This is a genomic window from Mesomycoplasma neurolyticum (assembly GCF_900660485.1).
GTDB classification, from domain to species: domain Bacteria; phylum Bacillota_I; class Bacilli_A; order Mycoplasmatales; family Metamycoplasmataceae; genus Mesomycoplasma_A; species Mesomycoplasma_A neurolyticum.
The window spans coordinates 296,745-317,793 of record NZ_LR214951.1 but is presented as its reverse complement, the minus strand read 5'-3'; the positions used below and the strand labels follow the sequence as shown (position 1 = coordinate 317,793).

General features: G+C 22.9%; 19 protein-coding genes. 3 read left to right on the top strand and 16 right to left on the bottom strand.

Translation table 4 applies throughout. The features are described 5' to 3' along the window. Nucleotides 1-39: 39 nt before the first annotated feature. Nucleotides 40-1,122, top strand: coding sequence for a M42 family metallopeptidase (locus tag EXC65_RS01350; RefSeq protein ID WP_129719705.1), 1,083 nt, complete (start codon nt 40-42; stop codon nt 1,120-1,122). A gap of 18 nt (nt 1,123-1,140) precedes the next feature. Beyond that, nucleotides 1,141-2,220: a M42 family metallopeptidase gene (locus EXC65_RS01345; protein ID WP_129719704.1), complete on the top strand. Its 1,080-nt coding sequence runs from the start codon at nt 1,141-1,143 to the stop codon at nt 2,218-2,220. 334 nt (nt 2,221-2,554) lie between these two features. Here EXC65_RS01345 and EXC65_RS01340 read toward each other — a convergent pair whose 3' ends face one another. The 11 genes from EXC65_RS01340 to EXC65_RS04570 form a co-directional block, all read right to left on the bottom strand. Beyond that, the gene (locus EXC65_RS01340) at nt 2,555-3,382 is read right to left on the bottom strand and encodes a hypothetical protein (RefSeq protein WP_129719703.1); all 828 of its coding nucleotides are present in this window, start codon (nt 3,380-3,382) and stop codon (nt 2,555-2,557) included. Further along, entirely contained in the window at nt 3,369-5,426 is a 2,058-nt protein-coding gene (locus EXC65_RS01335) for a S8 family serine peptidase (RefSeq protein WP_165001317.1), read from the bottom strand. The genes EXC65_RS01340 and EXC65_RS01335 overlap by 14 nt, the downstream gene beginning before the upstream one ends. 387 nt (nt 5,427-5,813) lie before the next feature. Beyond that, nucleotides 5,814-6,647 carry a hypothetical protein gene (locus EXC65_RS01330; protein WP_129719701.1) on the bottom strand — a complete coding sequence of 278 codons (834 nt, stop codon included), beginning with the start codon at nt 6,645-6,647 and terminating at the stop codon, nt 5,814-5,816. Then, nucleotides 6,634-6,918 carry a hypothetical protein gene (locus tag EXC65_RS01325; protein WP_129719699.1) on the bottom strand — a complete coding sequence of 95 codons (285 nt, stop codon included), beginning with the start codon at nt 6,916-6,918 and terminating at the stop codon, nt 6,634-6,636. The genes EXC65_RS01330 and EXC65_RS01325 overlap by 14 nt, the downstream gene beginning before the upstream one ends. A gap of 381 nt (nt 6,919-7,299) precedes the next feature. Next, a complete protein-coding gene (locus EXC65_RS01320; protein ID WP_129719700.1) occupies nt 7,300-8,139 on the bottom strand; it encodes a hypothetical protein in 840 nt (279 codons plus the stop codon). Then, nucleotides 8,126-8,410 (bottom strand): hypothetical protein, encoded by a 285-nt coding sequence (locus tag EXC65_RS01315; protein ID WP_129719699.1) that lies wholly within the window; start codon nt 8,408-8,410, stop codon nt 8,126-8,128. Before EXC65_RS01315 ends, EXC65_RS01320 begins: the two co-directional genes overlap by 14 nt. Before the next feature lie 382 nt (nt 8,411-8,792). Further along, nucleotides 8,793-9,632 carry a hypothetical protein gene (locus EXC65_RS01310; protein WP_129719698.1) on the bottom strand — a complete coding sequence of 280 codons (840 nt, stop codon included), beginning with the start codon at nt 9,630-9,632 and terminating at the stop codon, nt 8,793-8,795. Then, nucleotides 9,619-9,903: a hypothetical protein gene (locus tag EXC65_RS01305; protein WP_129719697.1), complete on the bottom strand. Its 285-nt coding sequence runs from the start codon at nt 9,901-9,903 to the stop codon at nt 9,619-9,621. Before EXC65_RS01305 ends, EXC65_RS01310 begins: the two co-directional genes overlap by 14 nt. A gap of 382 nt (nt 9,904-10,285) precedes the next feature. Then, the gene (locus EXC65_RS01300; RefSeq protein WP_129719696.1) at nt 10,286-11,125 is read right to left on the bottom strand and encodes a hypothetical protein; all 840 of its coding nucleotides are present in this window, start codon (nt 11,123-11,125) and stop codon (nt 10,286-10,288) included. Next, nucleotides 11,112-13,163 carry a S8 family serine peptidase gene (locus tag EXC65_RS01295; RefSeq protein WP_129719695.1) on the bottom strand — a complete coding sequence of 684 codons (2,052 nt, stop codon included), beginning with the start codon at nt 13,161-13,163 and terminating at the stop codon, nt 11,112-11,114. Before EXC65_RS01295 ends, EXC65_RS01300 begins: the two co-directional genes overlap by 14 nt. A gap of 239 nt (nt 13,164-13,402) precedes the next feature. Further along, nucleotides 13,403-15,112, bottom strand: a complete 1,710-nt coding sequence (locus tag EXC65_RS04570; RefSeq protein WP_232018824.1) for a sodium:solute symporter family transporter — start codon at nt 15,110-15,112, stop codon at nt 13,403-13,405. Between the two features lie 207 nt (nt 15,113-15,319). On the opposite strand from EXC65_RS04570, the gene EXC65_RS01280 reads away from it, so the two are divergent. Next, complete coding sequence (locus EXC65_RS01280; RefSeq protein WP_129719694.1) at nt 15,320-16,135, top strand: MurR/RpiR family transcriptional regulator; 816 nt, start codon at nt 15,320-15,322, stop codon at nt 16,133-16,135. A gap of 80 nt (nt 16,136-16,215) precedes the next feature. Here the strand turns inward: EXC65_RS01280 and EXC65_RS01275 are convergent, their stop codons facing one another. The 5 genes from EXC65_RS01275 to EXC65_RS01255 all read right to left on the bottom strand — a co-directional run bounded on the left by EXC65_RS01275 (nt 16,216) and on the right by EXC65_RS01255 (nt 21,044). After that, nucleotides 16,216-17,067 carry an ROK family protein gene (locus tag EXC65_RS01275; protein WP_129719693.1) on the bottom strand — a complete coding sequence of 284 codons (852 nt, stop codon included), beginning with the start codon at nt 17,065-17,067 and terminating at the stop codon, nt 16,216-16,218. A gap of 35 nt (nt 17,068-17,102) precedes the next feature. After that, nucleotides 17,103-18,905: a sialidase family protein gene (locus EXC65_RS01270; RefSeq protein ID WP_129719692.1), complete on the bottom strand. Its 1,803-nt coding sequence runs from the start codon at nt 18,903-18,905 to the stop codon at nt 17,103-17,105. 74 nt (nt 18,906-18,979) lie between these two features. Further along, nucleotides 18,980-19,867: an N-acetylneuraminate lyase gene (locus EXC65_RS01265; protein WP_129719691.1), complete on the bottom strand. Its 888-nt coding sequence runs from the start codon at nt 19,865-19,867 to the stop codon at nt 18,980-18,982. Between the two features lie 24 nt (nt 19,868-19,891). After that, a complete protein-coding gene (locus EXC65_RS01260; protein ID WP_129719690.1) occupies nt 19,892-20,581 on the bottom strand; it encodes an N-acetylmannosamine-6-phosphate 2-epimerase in 690 nt (229 codons plus the stop codon). A 10-nt stretch (nt 20,582-20,591) separates the two neighbouring features. Continuing rightward, entirely contained in the window at nt 20,592-21,044 is a 453-nt protein-coding gene (locus EXC65_RS01255) for a YhcH/YjgK/YiaL family protein (RefSeq protein ID WP_129719689.1), read from the bottom strand. Nucleotides 21,045-21,049 lie beyond the last annotated feature (5 nt).

Sequence of the window (21,049 nt, the reverse complement as noted above, 5' to 3'; positions counted from 1 at the left end):
TCTTAAATGTGCTTTATTTTTTAATTAAAAGGAAAAATAATGATAAATAAAGAAGATATTTTTTTAAGATTAAAAGAATACATGGAAATCCATGGAATTTCAGGGCATGAAGAAGAAGTTGTTAAAGCCCTTAAAAAAAATACAGAAAATGCTAATGTAGAATTTAAAAGAGATGGACTAGGTTCCTTAATAATAACTAAAAAAAATCATTCAAAAGGTCCAAAGATTTTACTTGCAGCTCATATGGATGAAGTTGGTTTTTCTGTATTAGATATAAATGATAATGGCCAAATTTTAGTTGTGAGTGTAGGTGGAGTTTGACCTCTTGTTTTCATAGGAACAAAAGCCAAAATAATAACTTCAACAAACAAAGAATTTTATGGAATTTTTGGTCATACTTCTATTCATATTTTAGAAGCTGAAAAAAGAACTAAAGCGCCAACTATTAAAGATATGTATGTAGATTTTGGTTTTAAAAATAAAGAAGAAGCATTAGAGCAAGGAATTCAACCTGGTGATAGAATTTATGTTTACGGTGAAACATTGAGATTGTTTAATCCTGATTTAGTAGCTGGAAAAGCTATGGATAATCGCGCAGGTATTACTGTTTTAGATTTTGTTGTTAATGCACTAAAAGATGAACAATTACCTAATGTTCCTTATTTTGTTGGAACAGTGCAAGAAGAAGTTGGAACAAGAGGGGCAAAAGTTTTAGCTAATTCAATTGAAGTGGATGTTGCAATTGCGATTGATACAACTGCTTCGCATGATACAATTAATACAATTAAAGGAACACAAAAACTTGGTATGGGTGTTGCAATTAGAATGATGGATTCATCAACAATTATGAACCCTAAATTAGTTGAATATATTTACAATTTAGCAAAGAAAAAAAATATAGCTATTTATAAATTTGTGGCACAAGGTGGTGGAACTGACGCTGCTGAATTACAATATGGTAAAGGTGGTGTCCCTACTTTAACTATTTCAATACCACAAAGATATTTACATTCACCAATTGGTGTTTGTGATTTAAATGATATTAAAGCGATTATTGAATTATTAATTGAATTTTTTAAAATTTTTGATAATAATGAACTAAAAAAAATTGTTTATAAATAAATAAAAAAAGGAAAAATAATGATAAATAAAGAAAATATTTTTTTAAGATTAAAAGAATACATGGAAATCCATGGAATTTCAGGGCATGAAGAAGAAGTTGTTAAAGCCCTTAAAAAAAATACAGAAAATGCTAATGTAGAATTTAAAAGAGATGGACTAGGTTCCTTAATAATAACTAAAAAAAATCATTCAAAAGGTCCAAAGATTTTACTTGCAGCTCATATGGATGAAGTTGGTTTTTCTGTTTTAGATATAAATGATAATGGCCAAATTTTAGTTGTGAGTGTAGGTGGAGTTTGACCTCTTGTTTTCATTGGAACAAAAGCCAAAATAATAACTTCAACAAACAAAGAATTTTATGGAATTTTTGGTCATACTTCTATTCATATTTTAGAAGCTGAAAAAAGAACTAAAGCGCCAACTATTAAAGATATGTATGTAGATTTTGGTTTTAAAAATAAAGAAGAAGCATTAGAACAAGGAATTCAACCTGGTGATAGAATTTATGTTTATGGCGAAACATTGAGATTGTTTAACCCTGATTTAGTAGCTGGAAAAGCTATGGATAATCGCGCAGGTGTTGCTGTTTTAGATTTTGTTGTTAATGCACTAAAAGATGAAAAATTACCTAATGTTCCTTATTTTGTTGGAACAGTGCAAGAAGAAGTTGGAACAAGAGGGGCAAAAGTTTTAGCTAATTCAATTGAAGTGGATGTTGCAATTGTCATCGATACTGGTGCTTCACATGATACACCTAATGCTATGAAAGGAATTCCCGCTGTTAATAAAGGGGTAGCAATCACTATAATGGACTTTGAAACCATTATGCATACAAAATTAGTAAATGCATTTTTTGATATTGCTAAAAAACATAATATTCCAATTTATAAATATGTAGCACAAGGTGGTGGAACTGACGCTGCAGAATTGCAATATGGTAAAAATGGTGTGCCAACTATCTCTATTTCAATTCCACAAAGGTACTTGCATTCACCAATTGGTGTTGCTTCACTTCATGATATTGAATCATGTATAAAACTAATTACTGAATTTTATAAAGTTTTTGATCAAAAATATTTAGAAAATATTAAACATTAATATAAATTTATGTAAATTTTTCAATGCTTTTAGTAAATATTTTTAATTTCAAATATAAAATCTTAAGTAAAATATTTTTTCATTGTGATGATATATTTTACTATAAGATTTTTTTTAATTTCAAATAGTTAAATACTAAATAAACTTTTGTAATTTATTAAAAAAATATAATATATCTTATTTATATTAAATTTATTTTATGATAACTATAACTTTTTTGTAAAAATAAAAAATGGACACTATAATATTTAACTTATTTTATAGTGTCGCAATTAAGTTTTATATTAAAATAATTTTAATTTATGAAAAAGTTTTATAGTGTTTTTTCACTAAACTATATTTTTTTATTTTTTGCATCGTTTTTTGCAGTCAATTCTAAAATTTCATTAACTATATCATCATGAGATGGAGTATCTGGAGGTATAGGTTTTTTAAAATCAAGTTCATATTTTTTTGAATAAGGTAAAAAATAATAAGCATCAGGTTTTATATCATCACTAACAATTTCATTATATTTTATATGACTCCTTGGCCAAATAATAAAAGGTTGAACAATTATTTTTTTCTTATTTTCATCATTTTTAATAAACATATCATATTCAAGAGGACCTTTTGTTACATATAAAAAAATATTATTGTTTTCAAAAAAATGTTCTAATTCTTTCTTTGGTATTTCTTTATTAATCAAAATATCATTTATTTTTCATGTACCAAAAATTGTTTCTTCGTGATTATTAATATTTTTTTCTCAGTTATATAAGTCAAAAAAATAGTCAAAAAGTATTTCTCCATTTTGACCAAAAACTTTTTCAAAATCATCAACATTTTTTAATTCTTTATAATTAAAAACATCTAATTCTAATTTTTGTTGTCCAAAAATTTTTTCATAAACTTCTTCTTCTGATGGAGCTTTATCTGGGATTCTTTTAATTAAAGATCTATAATAAAATTTTTCAACATTATTTTTTTTGTATGTTTTATTAACTCATGATCATATTTTGCCTTTTTCTTCTGAACCTTCTTTGTAATAATATGAATCATTTGGTTCTTTTTCATCATTTTCTTTAATTTTTGTTACTACAACGCAAGAAGTAAATAAAAAAGGCATAAATAAAAAACTTAATAAAAAAAATATTTTTATATTTTTTTTAATTTTTAACATAAGTGACCGCCATTACATCATCAACAAATTCCTCATAGGGACTTGTATATCGCTTAACTTTTATCCTATATTTAGCTTTTTCATTTGATGTATATTCAATTACCTCAACATTGCTATTTACAGATAAAACGCTTTTAACTGTTTCTCATGAATGCCCATTTCATTTTTCTAAATATAAGTCAAAATCACTAAAAAAACGAGAATTTTGTTTTTGAAAAGTTTTTTCTTTTTTTAATCAATCAGATTTATTGTAGTTTTTATTTCAATTATCAATTTCATCTTGATTATTAGCTTTTTTTCCTCAATTAAAAGGATTTAATCATCATCAAAAAGATCTTTCTCAAAAAGCAGGTTTTGTTTTTTCATTTTTTAAAATTCCGGCATTAAACATTCAAGAAGAAGCTATTTTTATTTTATCACCATTATTTAAAAATAGATTATCATCTTTCATAATATATTCTTTTTGATTTTTGTCAAAATGCACAACTTCAACAGGAATATATGCTTTTAGCATTCTTTCATAATCAATTAATCCTGAACCATAAGTTTTACTTAAACCATTACTATTTATATTTAAATCTTTATCTTTTGGATTTAATATTGAAGAAGCAGCTAAAATTGCTTTTATTGCTGGAACTCTTTTTCAATCATCATTCAATCAACTTTTTTCTTTTAATAAAACACTTATCGCTCCTGTAACTAGTGGTGCAGCAAAACTTGTTCCTCTACGTTTAATGTCTTTATTATTACGATTTTTATATTCAAAATAACCTGGTGCAACAACTAATGGTTTAGGTAACTCATTATATTTATTTTCTAGTGTTCTATTTGAATAATTAGCAATTTTGTAGTTATTTTTTGTGCTATCTTCTTGAAGAGCACCAACAACAATTGAATTGAAGGATAGTTTATGACTATCAATATATTTATTACCATCTTTTGGGTCTTTATTATGACCATTGCCAGCAGACAAAACATTAACTACACCATATTTTCTAGATATGTAATCAATAAAATATGCTTGCTCATTATATTCTTCATTTCCCTTATGTTTTCCTGCTCCATAACTGTGGTTAATTACTCTAACTCCATTGTCTATAACCATTCATTCAATTTGCTTTTGTCAAGCTGAATCAGTAGTAGATATAAAACCAGCTGAATAAACTTTTGCTTCTGTGTCAACCCCATCTCTCCCTGCTGCTATTCCAGCTACTACGCCTGCATGACTACTAGGGGTTCCTTCATTATTATAGATTTGAAAATCTTTGAAAATATTTTTACTTATATTTTTATCTAAGATGCCATTATTTATAATTTTATAATTATTTTTTTCTATTTCAACTATATGGAATACCTCCATTATCCCTATTTGGCTACGAGGATGTTTTGAATTTATGTGAATTTTGTCAAAATTTATAACATTTAAATTATTTTTAGTTATTTTAATTGGATAATTATCTCAATCTTCTTCATAAGGATCTTTATTTTTTATTTCACTAAATAAATTAGTTGAATCAGCAGAAGTTGTGTATTCCAAATCAATTATTTGAAAAAAATTTTCATCTTTTTCAATTTCATTAATAAATTTTTGTTTTTCTTCATTAGTGTTAAAAAATAACCAAATTACAGGTGATAATTTACTAATTTCACCACTTTTTATATATGAAAATTTTTTAAGTAATTCATCTTTTGTTTTGTTATTTTCTTTTGTAAAAAAATCAACATCTTCATTTATTGTGTTTTTTTCTTCAACTGGATAATTAAGTAATAATTTTAGTTCAAAGGTGTTATTAATTTCTTGTTCTATTTGTTTGAAATTGTCATTTTGTGGAATAACAAAATTTTTTGTTCTTTTTATAACTTTTTTAAATTCATTTTTATCACTAACTTCATCATTTAAATTCTTTGTTATTAAGTTATTATAATCATATTTTTGTGATGTTGTATTTTTGCCCAATGTAAAACCAACAGTTACTAAAGTTCCCGTAACTACAAAAGGAGATATTTGTAAAAGCATATTTAAAAATTTTTTATTTCTCATCATTTTAACCTTCTTTATTTTTTTTAGCATATTTTAATTATATTTTTTTTATGTTGTTTTTTTAAAAAAAAATTTTTTTATATTTAAAAATAGTATTTTTTTTATTAAAATTAAGATTTTTTTATTTTTTTAAAAAATACAACGTGTTTTTTCATAAATAATCCAAAAAGAAATTAGCTATAAAAAGTTATTTCATTCATTAAATATTATAAAGCGTTACAATTTTTTTGACTCATTATCAAAAGTTGAAACAAGCGATTTATAGTCAATTTCAAATCATTTAATTGCAAATATAATTTCAATATTTACTAATTCTGAATAATAAAATGATAAATTAAAAAATGTCCATTATAGTATTTAACTTATTTTATAGTGTTTTATAAATTAAAATTATTTATTTTTTGCATCGTTTTTTGCAGTCAATTCTAAAATTTCATTAACTATATCATCATGAGTTGGAGTATCTAGAGGTATACGTTTTCTAAAATCAAGTTCATATTTTTTTGAATAAGGTAAAAAATAATAAGCATCAGGTTTTATATCATCACTAACAATTTCATTATATTTTATATGACTCCTTGGCCAAATAACAAAAGGTTGAACAATTATTTTTTTATTATTTTCATCATTTTTAATAAACATATCATGTTCAAGAGGACCTTTTGTTACATATAAAAAAATATTATTGTTTTCAAAAAAATGTTCTATTTCTTTCTTTGGTATTTTTTTTCTAATCAAAATATCATTTATTTTTCATGTACCAAAAATTGTTTCTTCGTGATTATTAATATTTTTTCCCTGTTTATATAATCTAAAAAATAAGTCAAAAAGTATTTCTCCATTTTGACCAAAAACTTTTTCAAAATCATCAACATTTTTTAATTCTTTATAATTAAAAACATCTAATTCTAATTTTGGTTGTCCAAAAATTTTTTCATAAACTTCTTCTTCTGATGGAGCTTTATCTGGGATTCTTTTAATTAAAGATCTATAATAAAATTTTTCAACATTATTTTTTTTGTATGTTTTATTAACTCATGATCATATTTTACCTTTTTCTTCTGAACCTTCTTTGTATTCTGGAAGTCAATAATATGAATCATTTGGTTCTTTTTCATCATTTTCTTTAATTTTTGTTACTACAATGCAAGAAGTAAATAAAAAAGGCATAAATAAAAAACTTAATAAAAAAAATATTTTTATATTTTTTTTAATTTTTAACATAAGTGACCGCCATTACATCATCAACAAATTCCTCATAGGGACTTGTATATCGCTTAACTTTTATCCTGTATTTAGCTTTTTCATCTGATGTATATTCAATTACTTCAACATTGCTATTTATAGATAAAACGCTTTTAACTGTTTCTCATGAATGCCCATTTCATTTTTCTAAATATAAGTCAAAATCACTAAAAAAACGAGAATTTTGTTTTTGAAAAGTTTTTTCTTTTTTTAATCAATCAGATTTATTGTAGTTTTTATTTCTTATCATTTTTACCTTACTTTATATTTTTTTAGCATATTTTAATTATATTTTTTTTATGTTATTTTTTTAAAAAAAATTTTTTTATATTTAAAAATAGTATTTTTTTATTAAAATTAAGATTTTTTTATTTTTTTAAAAAATACAACGTGTTTTTGGTAAATAATTCAAAAAGAAATTAGCTATAAAAAGTTATTTCATTCATTAAATATTATAAAGTGTTACAATTTTTTTGACTCATTATCAAAAGTTGAAACAAGTGATTTATAGTCAATTTCAAATTATTTAATTGCAAATATAATTTCAATATTTACTAATTCTGAATAATAAAATGATAAATTAAAAAATGACCATTATAGTATTTAACTTATTTTATCATGTTTTACTAAACTATATTTTTTTATTTTTTGCATCGTTTTTTGCAGTCAATTCTAAAATTTCATTAACTATATCATCATGAGATGGAGTATATGGAGGTATAGGTTTTTTAAAATCAAGTTCATATTTTTTTGAATAAGGTAAAAAATAATAAGCATCAGGTTTTATATTCAATGTAATATATTCATTATATTTTATATGACTCCTTGGCCAAATAACAAAAGGTTGAACAATTATTTTTTTATTATTTTCATCATTTTTAATAAACATATCATATTCAGAAGGACCTTTTGTTACATATAAAAAAATATTATTGTTTTCAAAAAAATGTTCTAATTCTTTCTTTGGTATTTTTTTATCAATCAAAATATCATTTATTTTTCATGTACCAAAAATTGTTTCTTCGTAATTATTAATATTTTTTTCTCAGTTATATAAGTCAAAAAAATAGTCAAAAAGTATTTCTCCATTTTGACCAAAAACTTTTTCAAAATCATCAACATTTTTTAATTCTTTATAATTAAAAACATCTGATTCTAATTTTGGTTGTCCAAAAATTTTTTCATAAACTTCTTCTTCTGATGGAGCTTTATCTGGGATTCTTTTAATTAAAGATTCATAATAAAATTTTTCAACATTATTTTTTTTGTATGTTTTATTAACTCATGATCATATTTTACCTTTTTCCTCTGAACCTTCTTTGTATTCTGGAAGTCAATAATATGAATCATTTGGTTCTTTTTTATCATTTTCTTTAATTTTTGTTACTACAATGCAAGAAGTAAATAAAAAAGGCATAAATAAAAAACTTAATAAAAAAAATATTTTTATATTTTTTTTAATTTTTAACATAAGTGACCGCCATTACATCATCAACAAATTCCTCATAGGGACTTGTATATCGCTTAACTTTTATCCTGTATTTAGCTTTTTCATCTGATGTATATTCAATTACTTCAACATTGCTATTTATAGATAAAACGCTTTTAACTGTTTCTCATGAATGCCCATTTCATTTTTCTAAATATAAGTCAAAATCACTAAAAAAACGAGAATTTTGTTTTTGAAAAGTTTTTTCTTTTTTTAATCAATCAGATTTATTGTAGTTTTTATTTCTTATCATTTTTACCTTACTTTATATTTTTTTAGCATATTTTAATTATATTTTTTTTATGTTATTTTTTTAAAAAAAATTTTTTTATATTTAAAAATAGTATTTTTTTATTAAAATTAAGATTTTTTTATTTTTTTAAAAAATACAACGTGTTTTTTCGTAAATAATTCAAAAAGAAATTAGCTATAAAAAGTTATTTCATTCATTAAATATTATAAAGCGTTACAATTTTTTTAACTCATTATCAAAAGTTGAAACAAGTGATTTATAGTCAATTTCAAATCATTTAATTGCAAATATAATTTCAATATTTACTAATTCTGAATAATAAAATGATAAATTAAAAAATGACCATTATAGTATTTAACTTATTTTATCGTGTTTTACTAAACTATATTTTTTTATTTTTTGCATCGTTTTTTGCAGTCAATTCTAAAATTTCATTAACTATATCATCATGAGATGGAGTATATGGAGGTATAGGTTTTTTAAAATCAAGTTCATATTTTTTTGAATAAGGTAAAAAATAATAAGCATCAGGTTTTATATTCAATGTAATATATTCATTATATTTTATATGACTCCTCGGCCAAATAACAAAAGGTTGAACAATTATTTTTTTATTATTTTCATCATTTTTAATAAACATATCATATTCAGAAGGACCTTTTGTTACATATAAAAAAATATTATTGTTTTCAAAAAAATGTTCTAATTCTTTCTTTGGTATTTTTTTATTAATCAAAATATCATTTATTTTTCATGTACCAAAAATTGTTTCTTCGTGATTATTAATATTTTTTCCCTGTTTATATAATCTAAAAAATAAGTCAAAAAGTATTTCTCCATTTTGACCAAAAACTTTTTCAAAATCATCAACATTTTTTAATTCTTTATAATTAAAAACATCTAATTCTAATTTTGGTTGTCCAAAAATTTTTTCATAAACTTCTTCTTCTGATGGAGCTTTATCTGGGATTCTTTTAATTAAAGATCTATAATAAAATTTTTCAACATTATTTTTTTTGTATGTTTTATTAACTCATGATCATATTTTACCTTTTTCCTCTGAACCTTCTTTGTATTCTGGAAGTCAATAATATGAATCATTTGGTTCTTTTTTATCATTTTCTTTAATTTTTGTTACTACAATGCAAGAAGTAAATAAAAAAGGCATAAATAAAAAACTTAATAAAAAAAATATTTTTATATTTTTTTTAATTTTTAACATAAGTGACCTCCATTATATCATCAACAAATTCCTCATAGGGACTTGTATATCGCTTAACTTTTATCCTGTATTTAGCTTTTTCATCTGATGTATATTCAATTACTTCAACATTGCTATTTATAGATAAAACGCTTTTAACTGTTTCTCATGAATGCCCATTTCATTTTTCTAAATATAAGTCAAAATCACTAAAAAAACGAGAATTTTGTTTTTGAAAAGTTTTTTCTTTTTTTAATCAATCAGATTTATTGTAGTTTTTATTTCTTATCATTTTTACCTTACTTTATATTTTTTTAGCATATTTTAATTATATTTTTTTTATGTTATTTTTTTAAAAAAAATTTTTTTATATTTAAAAATAGTATTTTTTTATTAAAATTAAGATTTTTTTATTTTTTTAAAAAATACAACGTGTTTTTTCGTAAATAATTCAAAAAGAAATTAGCTATAAAAAGTTATTTCATTCATTAAATATTATAAAGCGTTACAATTTTTTTAACTCATTATCAAAAGTTGAAACAAGTGATTTATAGTCAATTTCAAATCATTTAATTGCAAATATAATTTCAATATTTACTAATTCTGAATAATAAAATGATAAATTAAAAAATGACCATTATAGTATTTAACTTATTTTATCGTGTTTTACTAAACTATATTTTTTTATTTTTTGCATCGTTTTTTGCAGTCAATTCTAAAATTTCATTAACTATATCATCATGAGATGGAGTATATGGAGGTATAGGTTTTTTAAAATCAAGTTCATATTTTTTTGAATAAGGTAAAAAATAATAAGCATCAGGTTTTATATTCAATGTAATATATTCATTATATTTTATATGACTCCTCGGCCAAATAACAAAAGGTTGAACAATTATTTTTTTATTATTTTCATCATTTTTAATAAACATATCATATTCAGAAGGACCTTTTGTTACATATAAAAAAATATTATTGTTTTCAAAAAAATGTTCTAATTCTTTCTTTGGTATTTTTTTATTAATCAAAATATCATTTATTTTTCATGTACCAAAAATTGTTTCTTCATGATTATTAATATTTTTTCCCTGTTTATATAATCTAAAAAATAAGTCAAAAAGTATTTCTCCATTTTGACCAAAAACTTTTTCAAAATCATCAACATTTTTTAATTCTTTATAATTAAAAACATCTGATTCTAATTTTGGTTGTCCAAAAATTTTTTCATAAACTTCTTCTTCTGATGGAGCTTTATCTGGGATTCTTTTAATTAAAGATCTATAATAAAATTTTTCAACATTATTCTTTTTGTATGTTTTATTAACTCATGATCATATTTTACCTTTTTCCTCTGAACCTTCTTTGTATTCTGGAAGTCAATAATATGAATCATTTGGTTCTTTTTTATCATTTTCTTTAATTTTTGTTACTACAATGCAAGAAGTAAATAAAAAAGGCATAAATAAAAAACTTAATAAAAAAAATATTTTTATATTTTTTTTAATTTTTAACATAAGTGACCGCCATTATATCATCAACAAATTCCTCATAGGGACTTGTATATCGCTTAACTTTTATCCTGTATTTAGCTTTTTCATCTGATGTATATTCAATTACTTCAACATTGCTATTTATAGATAAAACGCTTTTAACTGTTTCTCATGAATGCCCATTTCATTTTTCTAAATATAAGTCAAAATCACTAAAAAAACGAGAATTTTGTTTTTGAAAAGTTTTTTCTTTTTTTAATCAATCAGATTTATTGTAGTTTTTATTTCAATTATCAATTTCATCTTGATTATTAGCTTTTTTTCCTCAATTAAAAGGATTTAATCATCATCAAAAAGATCTTTCTCAAAAAGCAGGTTTTGTTTTTTCATTTTTTAAAATTCCGGCATTAAACATTCAAGAAGAAGCTATTTTTATTTTATCACCATTATTTAAAAATAGATTATCATCTTTCATAATATATTCTTTTTGATTTTTGTCAAAATGCACAACTTCAACAGGAATATATGCTTTTAGCATTCTTTCATAATCAATTAATCCTGAACCATAAGTTTTACTTAAACCATTACTATTTATATTTAAATCTTTATCTTTTGGATTTAATATTGAAGAAGCAGCTAAAATTGCTTTTATTGCTGGAACTCTTTTTCAATCATCATTCAATCAACTTTTTTCTTTTAATAAAACACTTATTGCTCCTGTAACTAGTGGTGCAGCATAACTTGTCCCTTGATCTTTAATGTCTTGATTATTACGATTTTTATATTCAAAATAACCCGGTGCAACAACTAATGGTTTGGGTAACTCATTATATTTATTTTCTAGTGTTCTATTTGAATAATTAGCAATTTTGTAGTTATTTTTTGTGCTATCTTTTTGAAGAGCACCAACAACAATTGAATTGAAAGATAAATTATCTCTATCAATATATTTATTATATTCTTTTGGGTCTTTATTATGACCATTACCAGCTGCAAAAACATTAACTACACCGTATTTTCTAGATATGTAATCAATAAAATATGCTTGCTCACCATATTCTTCATTTCCTTCATGTTTTCCTGCTCCATAACTATGGTTAATTACTCTAACTCCATTGTCTATAACCATTCATTCAATTTGCTTTTGTCACATCGAATCATTTATAAAACCAGCTGAATAAACTTTTGCTTCTGTGTCAACCCCATCTCTCCCTGCTGCTATTCCAGCTACTACGCCTGCATGACTACTAGGAGTTCCATCATTATTATAGATTTGAAAATCTTTGAAAATATTTTTACTTATATTTTTATCTAAGATGCCATTATTTATAATTTTATAATTATTTTTTTCTATTTCAACTGTATGGAATACCTCCATTATCCCTATTTGGCTACGAGGATGTTTTGAATTTATGTGAATTTTGTCAAAATTTATAACATTTAAATTATTTTTAGTTATTTTAATTGGATAATTATCTCAATCTTCTTCATAAGGATCTTTATTTTTTATTTCACTAAATAAACTATTTGAATTAGCAGAAGTTGTGTATTCCAAATCAATTATTTGAAAAAAATTTTCATCTTTTTCAATTTCATTAATAAATTTTTGTTTTTCTTCATTAGTGTTAAAAAATAACCAAATTACAGGTGATAATTTACTAATTTCACCACTTTTTATATATGAAAATTTTTTAAATAATTCATCTTTTGTTTTGTTATTTTCTTTTGTAAAAAAATCAACATCTTCATTTATTGTGTTTTTTTCTTCAACTGGATAATTAAGTAATAATTTTAGTTCAAAGGTGTTATTAATTTCTTGTTCTATTTGCTTGAAATTGTCATTTTGTGGAATAACAAAATTTTTTGTTCTTTTTATAACTTTTTTAAATTCATTTTTATCACTAACTTCATCATTTAAATTTTTTGTTATTAAGTTATTATAATCATATTTTTGTGATGTTGTATTTTTGCCTAATGTAAAACCAACAGTTACCAAAGTTCCTGCAACTACAAAAGGAGATATTTGTAAAAGCATATTTAAAATTTTTTTATTTCTCATCATTTTAACCTTACTTTATATTTTTTTAGCATATTTTAATTATATTTTTTTTATGTTATTTTTTTTTAAAAAATTTTTTTTATATTTAAAAATAGTATTTTTTTATTAAAATTAAGATTTTTTTATTTTTTTAAAAAATACAACGTGTTTTTTCGTAAATACCTTGTGTTTTTATTTTTATTAATAATAAAAAAAACAACTCCAACTATTTTTTTAGTTAAAGTTGTTAAAAAAAATATTTTTTATGTTTGGTTTTCAACAATTTCTTCTAATCGTTTTATTTCAACCATTTTTTCATCAAACAATTTCTTAAATTCATTATTTTTTTTAGTTTTTAACTCTAGTTTTAACGCTTCTTTTTCTAATTTAACTAATTTTTTAAATTCATCTGTTCTTGTATGCATTGTTAAATTAGTTAAGTCTTTTTCTTTAGAAAGTTTAAGTTTTTCAATTACTATTGAAATTAAATAACCAATTAATAAAACTACTACGAAACTTATTACTCCTAAATAAATAGTGTCAAATTTTATTGTTTTTGTAATTTTCACTAAAATTCAAATTGGTAATGTTATTAAAAAAGAAATAATCAAACCTGTTAAGGCACCTATAGCATTTGTTTTTTTAGTTACTACACCAAGTAAAAACACAGCAGCTAATGGCGCTCCTAAAAGTCCTACGATTCCTAAAAAATAATCAATTAAATTTTGTTGTTTAGTTGCAGCTAAAAGAATAGTTACTAAAAAACCTAAAAACCCAAAAACAATTGTTAAAATGTATGATAAAAAAAGTTTAGATTTTTCTTTAATTTTATTGTAAAAAACAATAACAATATCATTAATAAAAGTTGTTACTAATGAATTTAATGATGAAGAAACAGTTGATTGACTAGCTGCAAAAACAGCAGAAACAACTAATCCAGATATACCCATAGGCAATACTTTGACAATAAAGTTGGATAATAATAAATTATTCGCAGCTTTATCTCTTCCTACAATCTGATCAATGGCATTTTTTGCATCAACTTCAAAACCATGTGAAGAATAATAGGTATAAAGAATTGAGCCAGCCCCATAAAAAAATAAAATTGTTATCGCAACCAATATCACGTTTATATATATAGATTTATATGTTGTGGAAATTGTTTTTCCTGTTTTATATCTTTGAACAATATCTTGAGATGCAGAATATGAAAACATCGTTGAAATATAGTTTGATATAAATATAAAAAATATTCCTCCGGATGTTAATGAGATTTTTCATTGATCTTTAGAAAATAATATGTGCAATTTTGTTGTTGAAGCACTTCAATTTGTTTTAGCAAGCCCGAAAATGATCACTAAGAATATTCCAAGCATTAAAACAAAGCCTTGAACTGCATCAGTATATAAAACACCTTTAAATCCACCTAAAAATGTGCTTATAATTACAATAATAGAAACTATAAATAATAATAAATATATATTTATATCAACAAAAAGTGTTATTGTTAGTGCAGGGATGTATAACACAATCCCCATTCTAAAAATATGAAATAAAATAAAAGAAATAGAACCAATAAATCTTACTGCATAATTGAATCTTTGTTGTAGATATGTATAACTTGTACTTCCTTTTATTCGACGATAAAAAGGAATAATAATTTTAGTTAAATAAGGTGTTATTGCTAAAATAGTGATTTGTCCAGCAATTCACATTCAACCTGTTTTAAAAGCTAATCCAGGTGTTCCTAAAAAAGTTAAACTACTTAAGGCAGTAGCTCAAATACTTAATGCTACAACAATGGCAGGAACTCTCATGTTTTTAGCTGTTAAATATTTAGAACTATTAAATTTTTTATCTTTTTTACTTTGTCAAAAGAAAAAAATTGGAATAACTAGAACACCTAACATATATAAAATCATTACTATTCAATCTAATCATGTAAATGAACTTTTAGCACTTAAATTATCCATTTTCCTCCTTAAAATTTATATAAAAAATGGTTAGGAAATTTATTTCCTAACATTAATTTTAAGTACTAAAAAAGGTGTATTTTTTGCAATTAAAAATAATTTCAACTTTTTTTTTTTTTGTAAAATTTTAAAAAAAATTTCAAATTTTAACATAATTTTTTTGTATTTAAAAGTTGAAATGCTAAAATTTGTTATATAATTTATAAAATGAATAAAATAGTTAAAATTTTGGATGAGAAATCAATAAATTTGTCAACTAATGAAAAAATTATTAATGATTTTATAAACGATCATACTGATAAATTTATTAGTATGCCTATTCAAGAATTGTCAAGATTTTTGTATGTAAGCATCGGGTCCATAACAAGATATGTGAAAAAAAATGGCTTTCAAACATTTAAAGAACTTAAAAATTCAGTAATCAAAGAACAACAAATTCAAAAAAAATATTCTCAACAAAAAAATACTATTTTCGCTGAAAATATTAACTTATATTACAAACATTCAATTGATAAAACATTGGATAATTTAAATAAAAATGATATTAACATGGCTTTTCATTTATTGAGAAAATCTCAAAAAATTTGTTGTTATGGAATTTCATCTTCTAGTTATGTAGCAAGAGAAATGGTTCATAATTTACTTGTTATTGGTAAAGATGCAGCATTAGCTAATACTATTCATGATGTTATTTTATATGTAGAGAATTATAAAAAAAATAATTGTGTAGTTTTAATTTTTAGTAAGTCAATGTCTTCTAAAGAAAACAAATTTATTTTAGATTTGCTTGAAAAATACGGAATTCAAGTTATTTTAATTACAAAAAACATTAATTATAAAAGTACAAAAAATAAAATTGTAATTCATTTTCAAACATTAGAGCAAGATAATAGAATAATTGCTTTATCATCTAAAATTTCTGAACTTTTTATTTCAGATATTTTATTAAGAAAATTATATTTGTATAACGATAATGTTATTGATAGGACATTATATAGTGATTTTAAGAAAAAATGAAATTAAAATAAAACTATTTATAAAAAACACAAAAATATTTTTTGTGTTTTTATATTTTTTTAAAAATAAAAATTTTATTAAATTCACTATTTTTTAATTCTTGATAAATAAGAAATACCTAAAACCCCTGAATTATTCATATTTTCTGCTTTCATAATAGTAGTTTTAAAAGCAGTTTTACTTAATAATAAATAAAATTTATTTTCAATTTTATTAAGAAATATTTTATCTAAATGTGATAAACCACCACCATATTTTATAATGTCTAAATTATATATGATACTCAAAGTCGCTAAGAAAGTAGCTACATCATTTAAATATTTATTCATCAAATTTGCAAAATCTTTGTTAATTCAATATTTTAATTTAAATGTTATTGGATTTAGTGAATTAAATTTAAATTTTTCTTTAATTTTTTTATTAAATTTTGAAAAACTTAGTTCCTTATCAACAATAGAATTTTTTCAAGGTATTGTACCTATTTCTCCACCTAAATTATTTTTTCCTTTAAATAGCTTTTGGTCTATAATGATCCCAGCACCAACACCAGTTCCAAAAGTAATAAGCGCAATATTAGGTATTTTTTTATATTTTTTATTAATCAATTCAGCAAACACTGCAGCATTAGCATCATTTTCAATTATTAATTTTTTATTGTACTTTTTTTCTAAAAAAGAAAAATCAAGATTTATTAAAAAATCAAAACCATTTCCTGCAAAAATAATTTTTTTTGTTTTAGAATCTATTACCCCAGTCATTGCAATTGCAATGCAATTAAAATTAAAAGTATTATTTCTTTCTATTATTTCATCAATTTGTTTCAACAAAGTATAAGCTTTAGTTTTGACTTTGTATTGAAAAATTATTTTGTAGTTTTTATCCACTAATGCATATTTAATGTTTGTACCACCAATATCAAAAGCTAAAATATTACTCATTTCAATTCCTTTTTTTAATTTTATAAAAAAATTAATTATTTTAATTTAATTCTTAGTTTTGTAATATGAATACCAATACCTTGAGGTCTTGACATTAAAAAGGTATAATTTGAATTTTGTCTTGTGTCAGGACTTCATTCATAAACTATTATAACATCTACATAATCTTTTTGTTGTTCTACAACATATGAGTAACTATATGCAAATTCTTCAATCCCTTTGTAATCAAAATTATAAACTGAATAAAATTTTTCAAATTTTTTGTCAGTAATAAATAGTTGACCATTAATTCTTTTTCATCTTGTTGGAGCTGCAAAAATAAAATAATCTTCATCATTTAATTTAAAATGGCTCATTCCGCTAAAAACTCTACCATCATGAGCTAATTGTATATATCCATTTTTTTCTTTTAGATTTTTTGGATTTATTCAATTTTGTCCACCATCATTTGATTTTGTAATACCAAATGAATTATTTCCACCAGTACTATTTCTTAAAAGTCAATAAATCTCACCGTTTTCAATTTCGATCATTGTTGATTCAGTTAAATTAAAATCTAAACCTGCTTCTTTTAAATTTCAATTTTTTCCAAAATCATCACTAAAAATATAATATGCTTTTTCTCTAGTAGTACTTCTTCCTTTTACTATTTCAGTAAAGTTAGAATACATAGGGAAAATAACTCTTCCATTTAATCTAGCATTGGTTTGATGCTTTAGTTGTATTCCACCACCAACAGCATTACCTAAAAATTTTTTAGTTGTATTTGGAAAATCTTCATCAATTATTTTAAAATTTTTTCATGTTTCACCGTTATCAAATGATTCGAGATATCCATTATAATTTACTTTTTCAGGGATGTATTTTGCATCGTTATAGGGATCTCAAATGCTATGCTCGGTTGCTTTAGATTCTAAAAGTTCATCATTATCAAAGTCAGATTCCAAAACATTTTCATACACTCTTCCACTTATAAAGTGATTTTTTGAATCGTATTCATTGTTTACATAAACATTTAAAGGTTCTAAAGTTGTATTTGTTGTTTCATTATTATCAGTTTTTATATTGTGTAATCTTCATCAATTTTCTTTTTTTGAATATTTTAATAAAACTTTTGATTCTATCTCTTGGTTATTTTTAACACTTATTTTTCATGCTAATTTATCATTGATTTTTGTAAATGGTTGGCTGTCTTGAAAATGAGGAATACCCTGTCTACTTCCTGATAAATTAAATAAATAAATTAATTTATGTTTTTTTTCGTTATTTTCATTATATTCTATTTCTGCAAAACCTCCATCAATAATAAGGCCTTTTTTTGTTTTGGGTGTTTCTACTTTGACAATTGCCTTGTTTTCACTTCATGTATTACCATTGTCGTTTGATATTTTAAAAACTTGTTCAATGTAATTACCAAAATCACCGGAATTTTCAAGTCTTTTATCTGCAGAAACTAAAATTTTACTATCATGAGTCTTAATTACACCTGGTATTCTATAAGAGTGTGCACCATTTTTATCATTAAATTCAAAAAGTTTTTGATTTTTTAATTTTTCAATAGTAAATTTTTTATTTTCTATAGCAACTTGATCATATCAGTTTCCGCTTTTTATATTTTCTTCTAAATTTGGTTCTTTTTTTTCTATAATTAGTTCTTCTTTTTTATTTTTTGAACCAATATTATCAAGAATAATATTTGGATTTTTATTGCTATATCGAACATTTATATCTACTTTATGAAAATGAATTTTTGTTAATGTGACAACACTAATTGTTAAAGATATTATTGAAACACCTGAAAATAGCAAAAGTAAATATCAAATTTTGTTTATTTTCATTTTATTACCTTTTTATTTTATTAAATGACCTAGAAAATAAAAATATTATCTTCTAGGTCACTAAAATAATTTAATTATAAGTTATATTTTTTTATTAATTCTTGTGCAATTGGCTTCAAATCTTCTTTAGAAATAAATTTAAATGGTTTTTTATTATAACCTGCATCAACACCTTTTTCACGCATTACTGCTTTTAAGGTTTGCATTAAACCAACTTTCAATACTTGCTGTATATAATCATTGTATTTATGAATGCTTTCTTTAAATTTTATTTGATCATTTTTTTCATAAGCTGTTATGATTTCTCTTGCGCCCTTTGTATTTATATTATATGTTGAGCCGATGAAACCTCTTGCTCCTAGGGATAATCCAAGTCCCAATGCTTCATCATATGCAAACATAAATATTTTATCTTTGCATTTATTAATTAATCTTTCAAAAAAGAATAAATCAGTTGAACCATATTTGGAACCAATAACATTTTTAATATTTAATAATTCAGAAAATTGCTCAAGACTAACTTTTCCTCCAGCTAATTGTGGCAAGTAATAAATAAACATTGGCAAATTAGATGCTTGTGATATTTCATTGTAATAAGATTTTACTTCTTCAAATGAAAAATTATAATAATATGGTGTGATTGCACTAATTGCATCATACTTTAATTTTTCTGCATGACGAGCTAAACTTTTAACTTCTGAAAGATTTAGATTTCCTATTTGTGCAATTAATGTAATTTTTCCTTTTGCTTCTTCAGCTACAATTTCTAAAATCCTTTTCTTTTGATCATGACTTAAAAGTAAAAATTCTCCTGTTGACCCTGTTACATAAAGACCATCAACTTTTTGCACATCAATTAAAAATCTAATAATTTCACGCAATGAATTTTCTTTTAGTTTTCCATTTTCACTAAATGGTGTTATTAGTGCTGGGAATATACCGTTAAAAATATTTTTTTTCATTTTTTTTATTTTTCCTTTTTTATTTTAATTAATATTTTCTTTAAAATATTTAGTAATAAATTGAATTCTTGTAATAGCTGAACCTACAACAACACCATAAGCATTATGTAGAAAAGCTTTTTTTACATCTTGCGGGGTATTAAAACCGCCTTCAGCAATCAATTTTATTTTAGTGTTTTTTAGTTTTTTTACACATCATTTTAAAAATTCATAATCATTTTCAGTATTTGATTGATTTTGAGTTTTTTTTGTGTAACCTCTCATTGTTGTTCCAATAATATCAAATTTAAGTTTTATTGCATTTTCTACATCTTCATAATCTGAACAATCAGCCATTAAAAGTTGGTGATTTTTTTTATTTTTATAAAAATAATCTACCATTTTTTCTAAATTTTCTTTTGGTCTTTGTCTTAATGTTGCATCAATTGCAATAATATCTACATTTGTTTCAATTAACTGTTTTAATTCTTTAATTGTAGGAGTTATATAAACATCTGAGTTTAAATATTGTTTTTTTACCAACCCAATAATAGGAACATTAAAATTTTCTTTTATAATTTTTTTAATGTTATTAATTTGACTGGTTCTAATACCTTCCGCACCTCCTTGAATTGCGGCCCTTGCCATTTTTAAAACAGTGTCTCTTCCATACATAGGTTCATCAGCTAAAGCCTGACACGAGACTATAAAAATACCTTTTTTTAATTTAGTCATGCCAATAATTTTATCACTTAATTTTGATAACGATTTTTTTTAATTTTTTTACCTTTGGATTATATTTAGGTGCATGTCCATCACCTGGTAAAAAAAGTAAAAACTCATTAATTCTAGGTTTTAATAAATTATTTTTATTATTAATTTCAAATAATTGATAGTCATCAGAAACATTATATTCGGTTTTTTCTTTGCCTAACTCTGTTTTATCATCATAATAAAACATTTCATCATCAATAATAATATGCAAATCACTATAAACATTATGGGTTTCATATTGCACAGTTTGATCATCATATGCGTCAACATCCATCCGAAGTGCGAAAACATCTTTTTCTTTTATTTCATATTTGCCCAATTCAAGATTTTCTAAATTTTGTTTTTCTAATCATTCAATTGCAATTTTTAAGTTAGGATGCAAATTTTTATATTGGTTTATTTTTTCTAATTTGCCATAAATCATTTCTA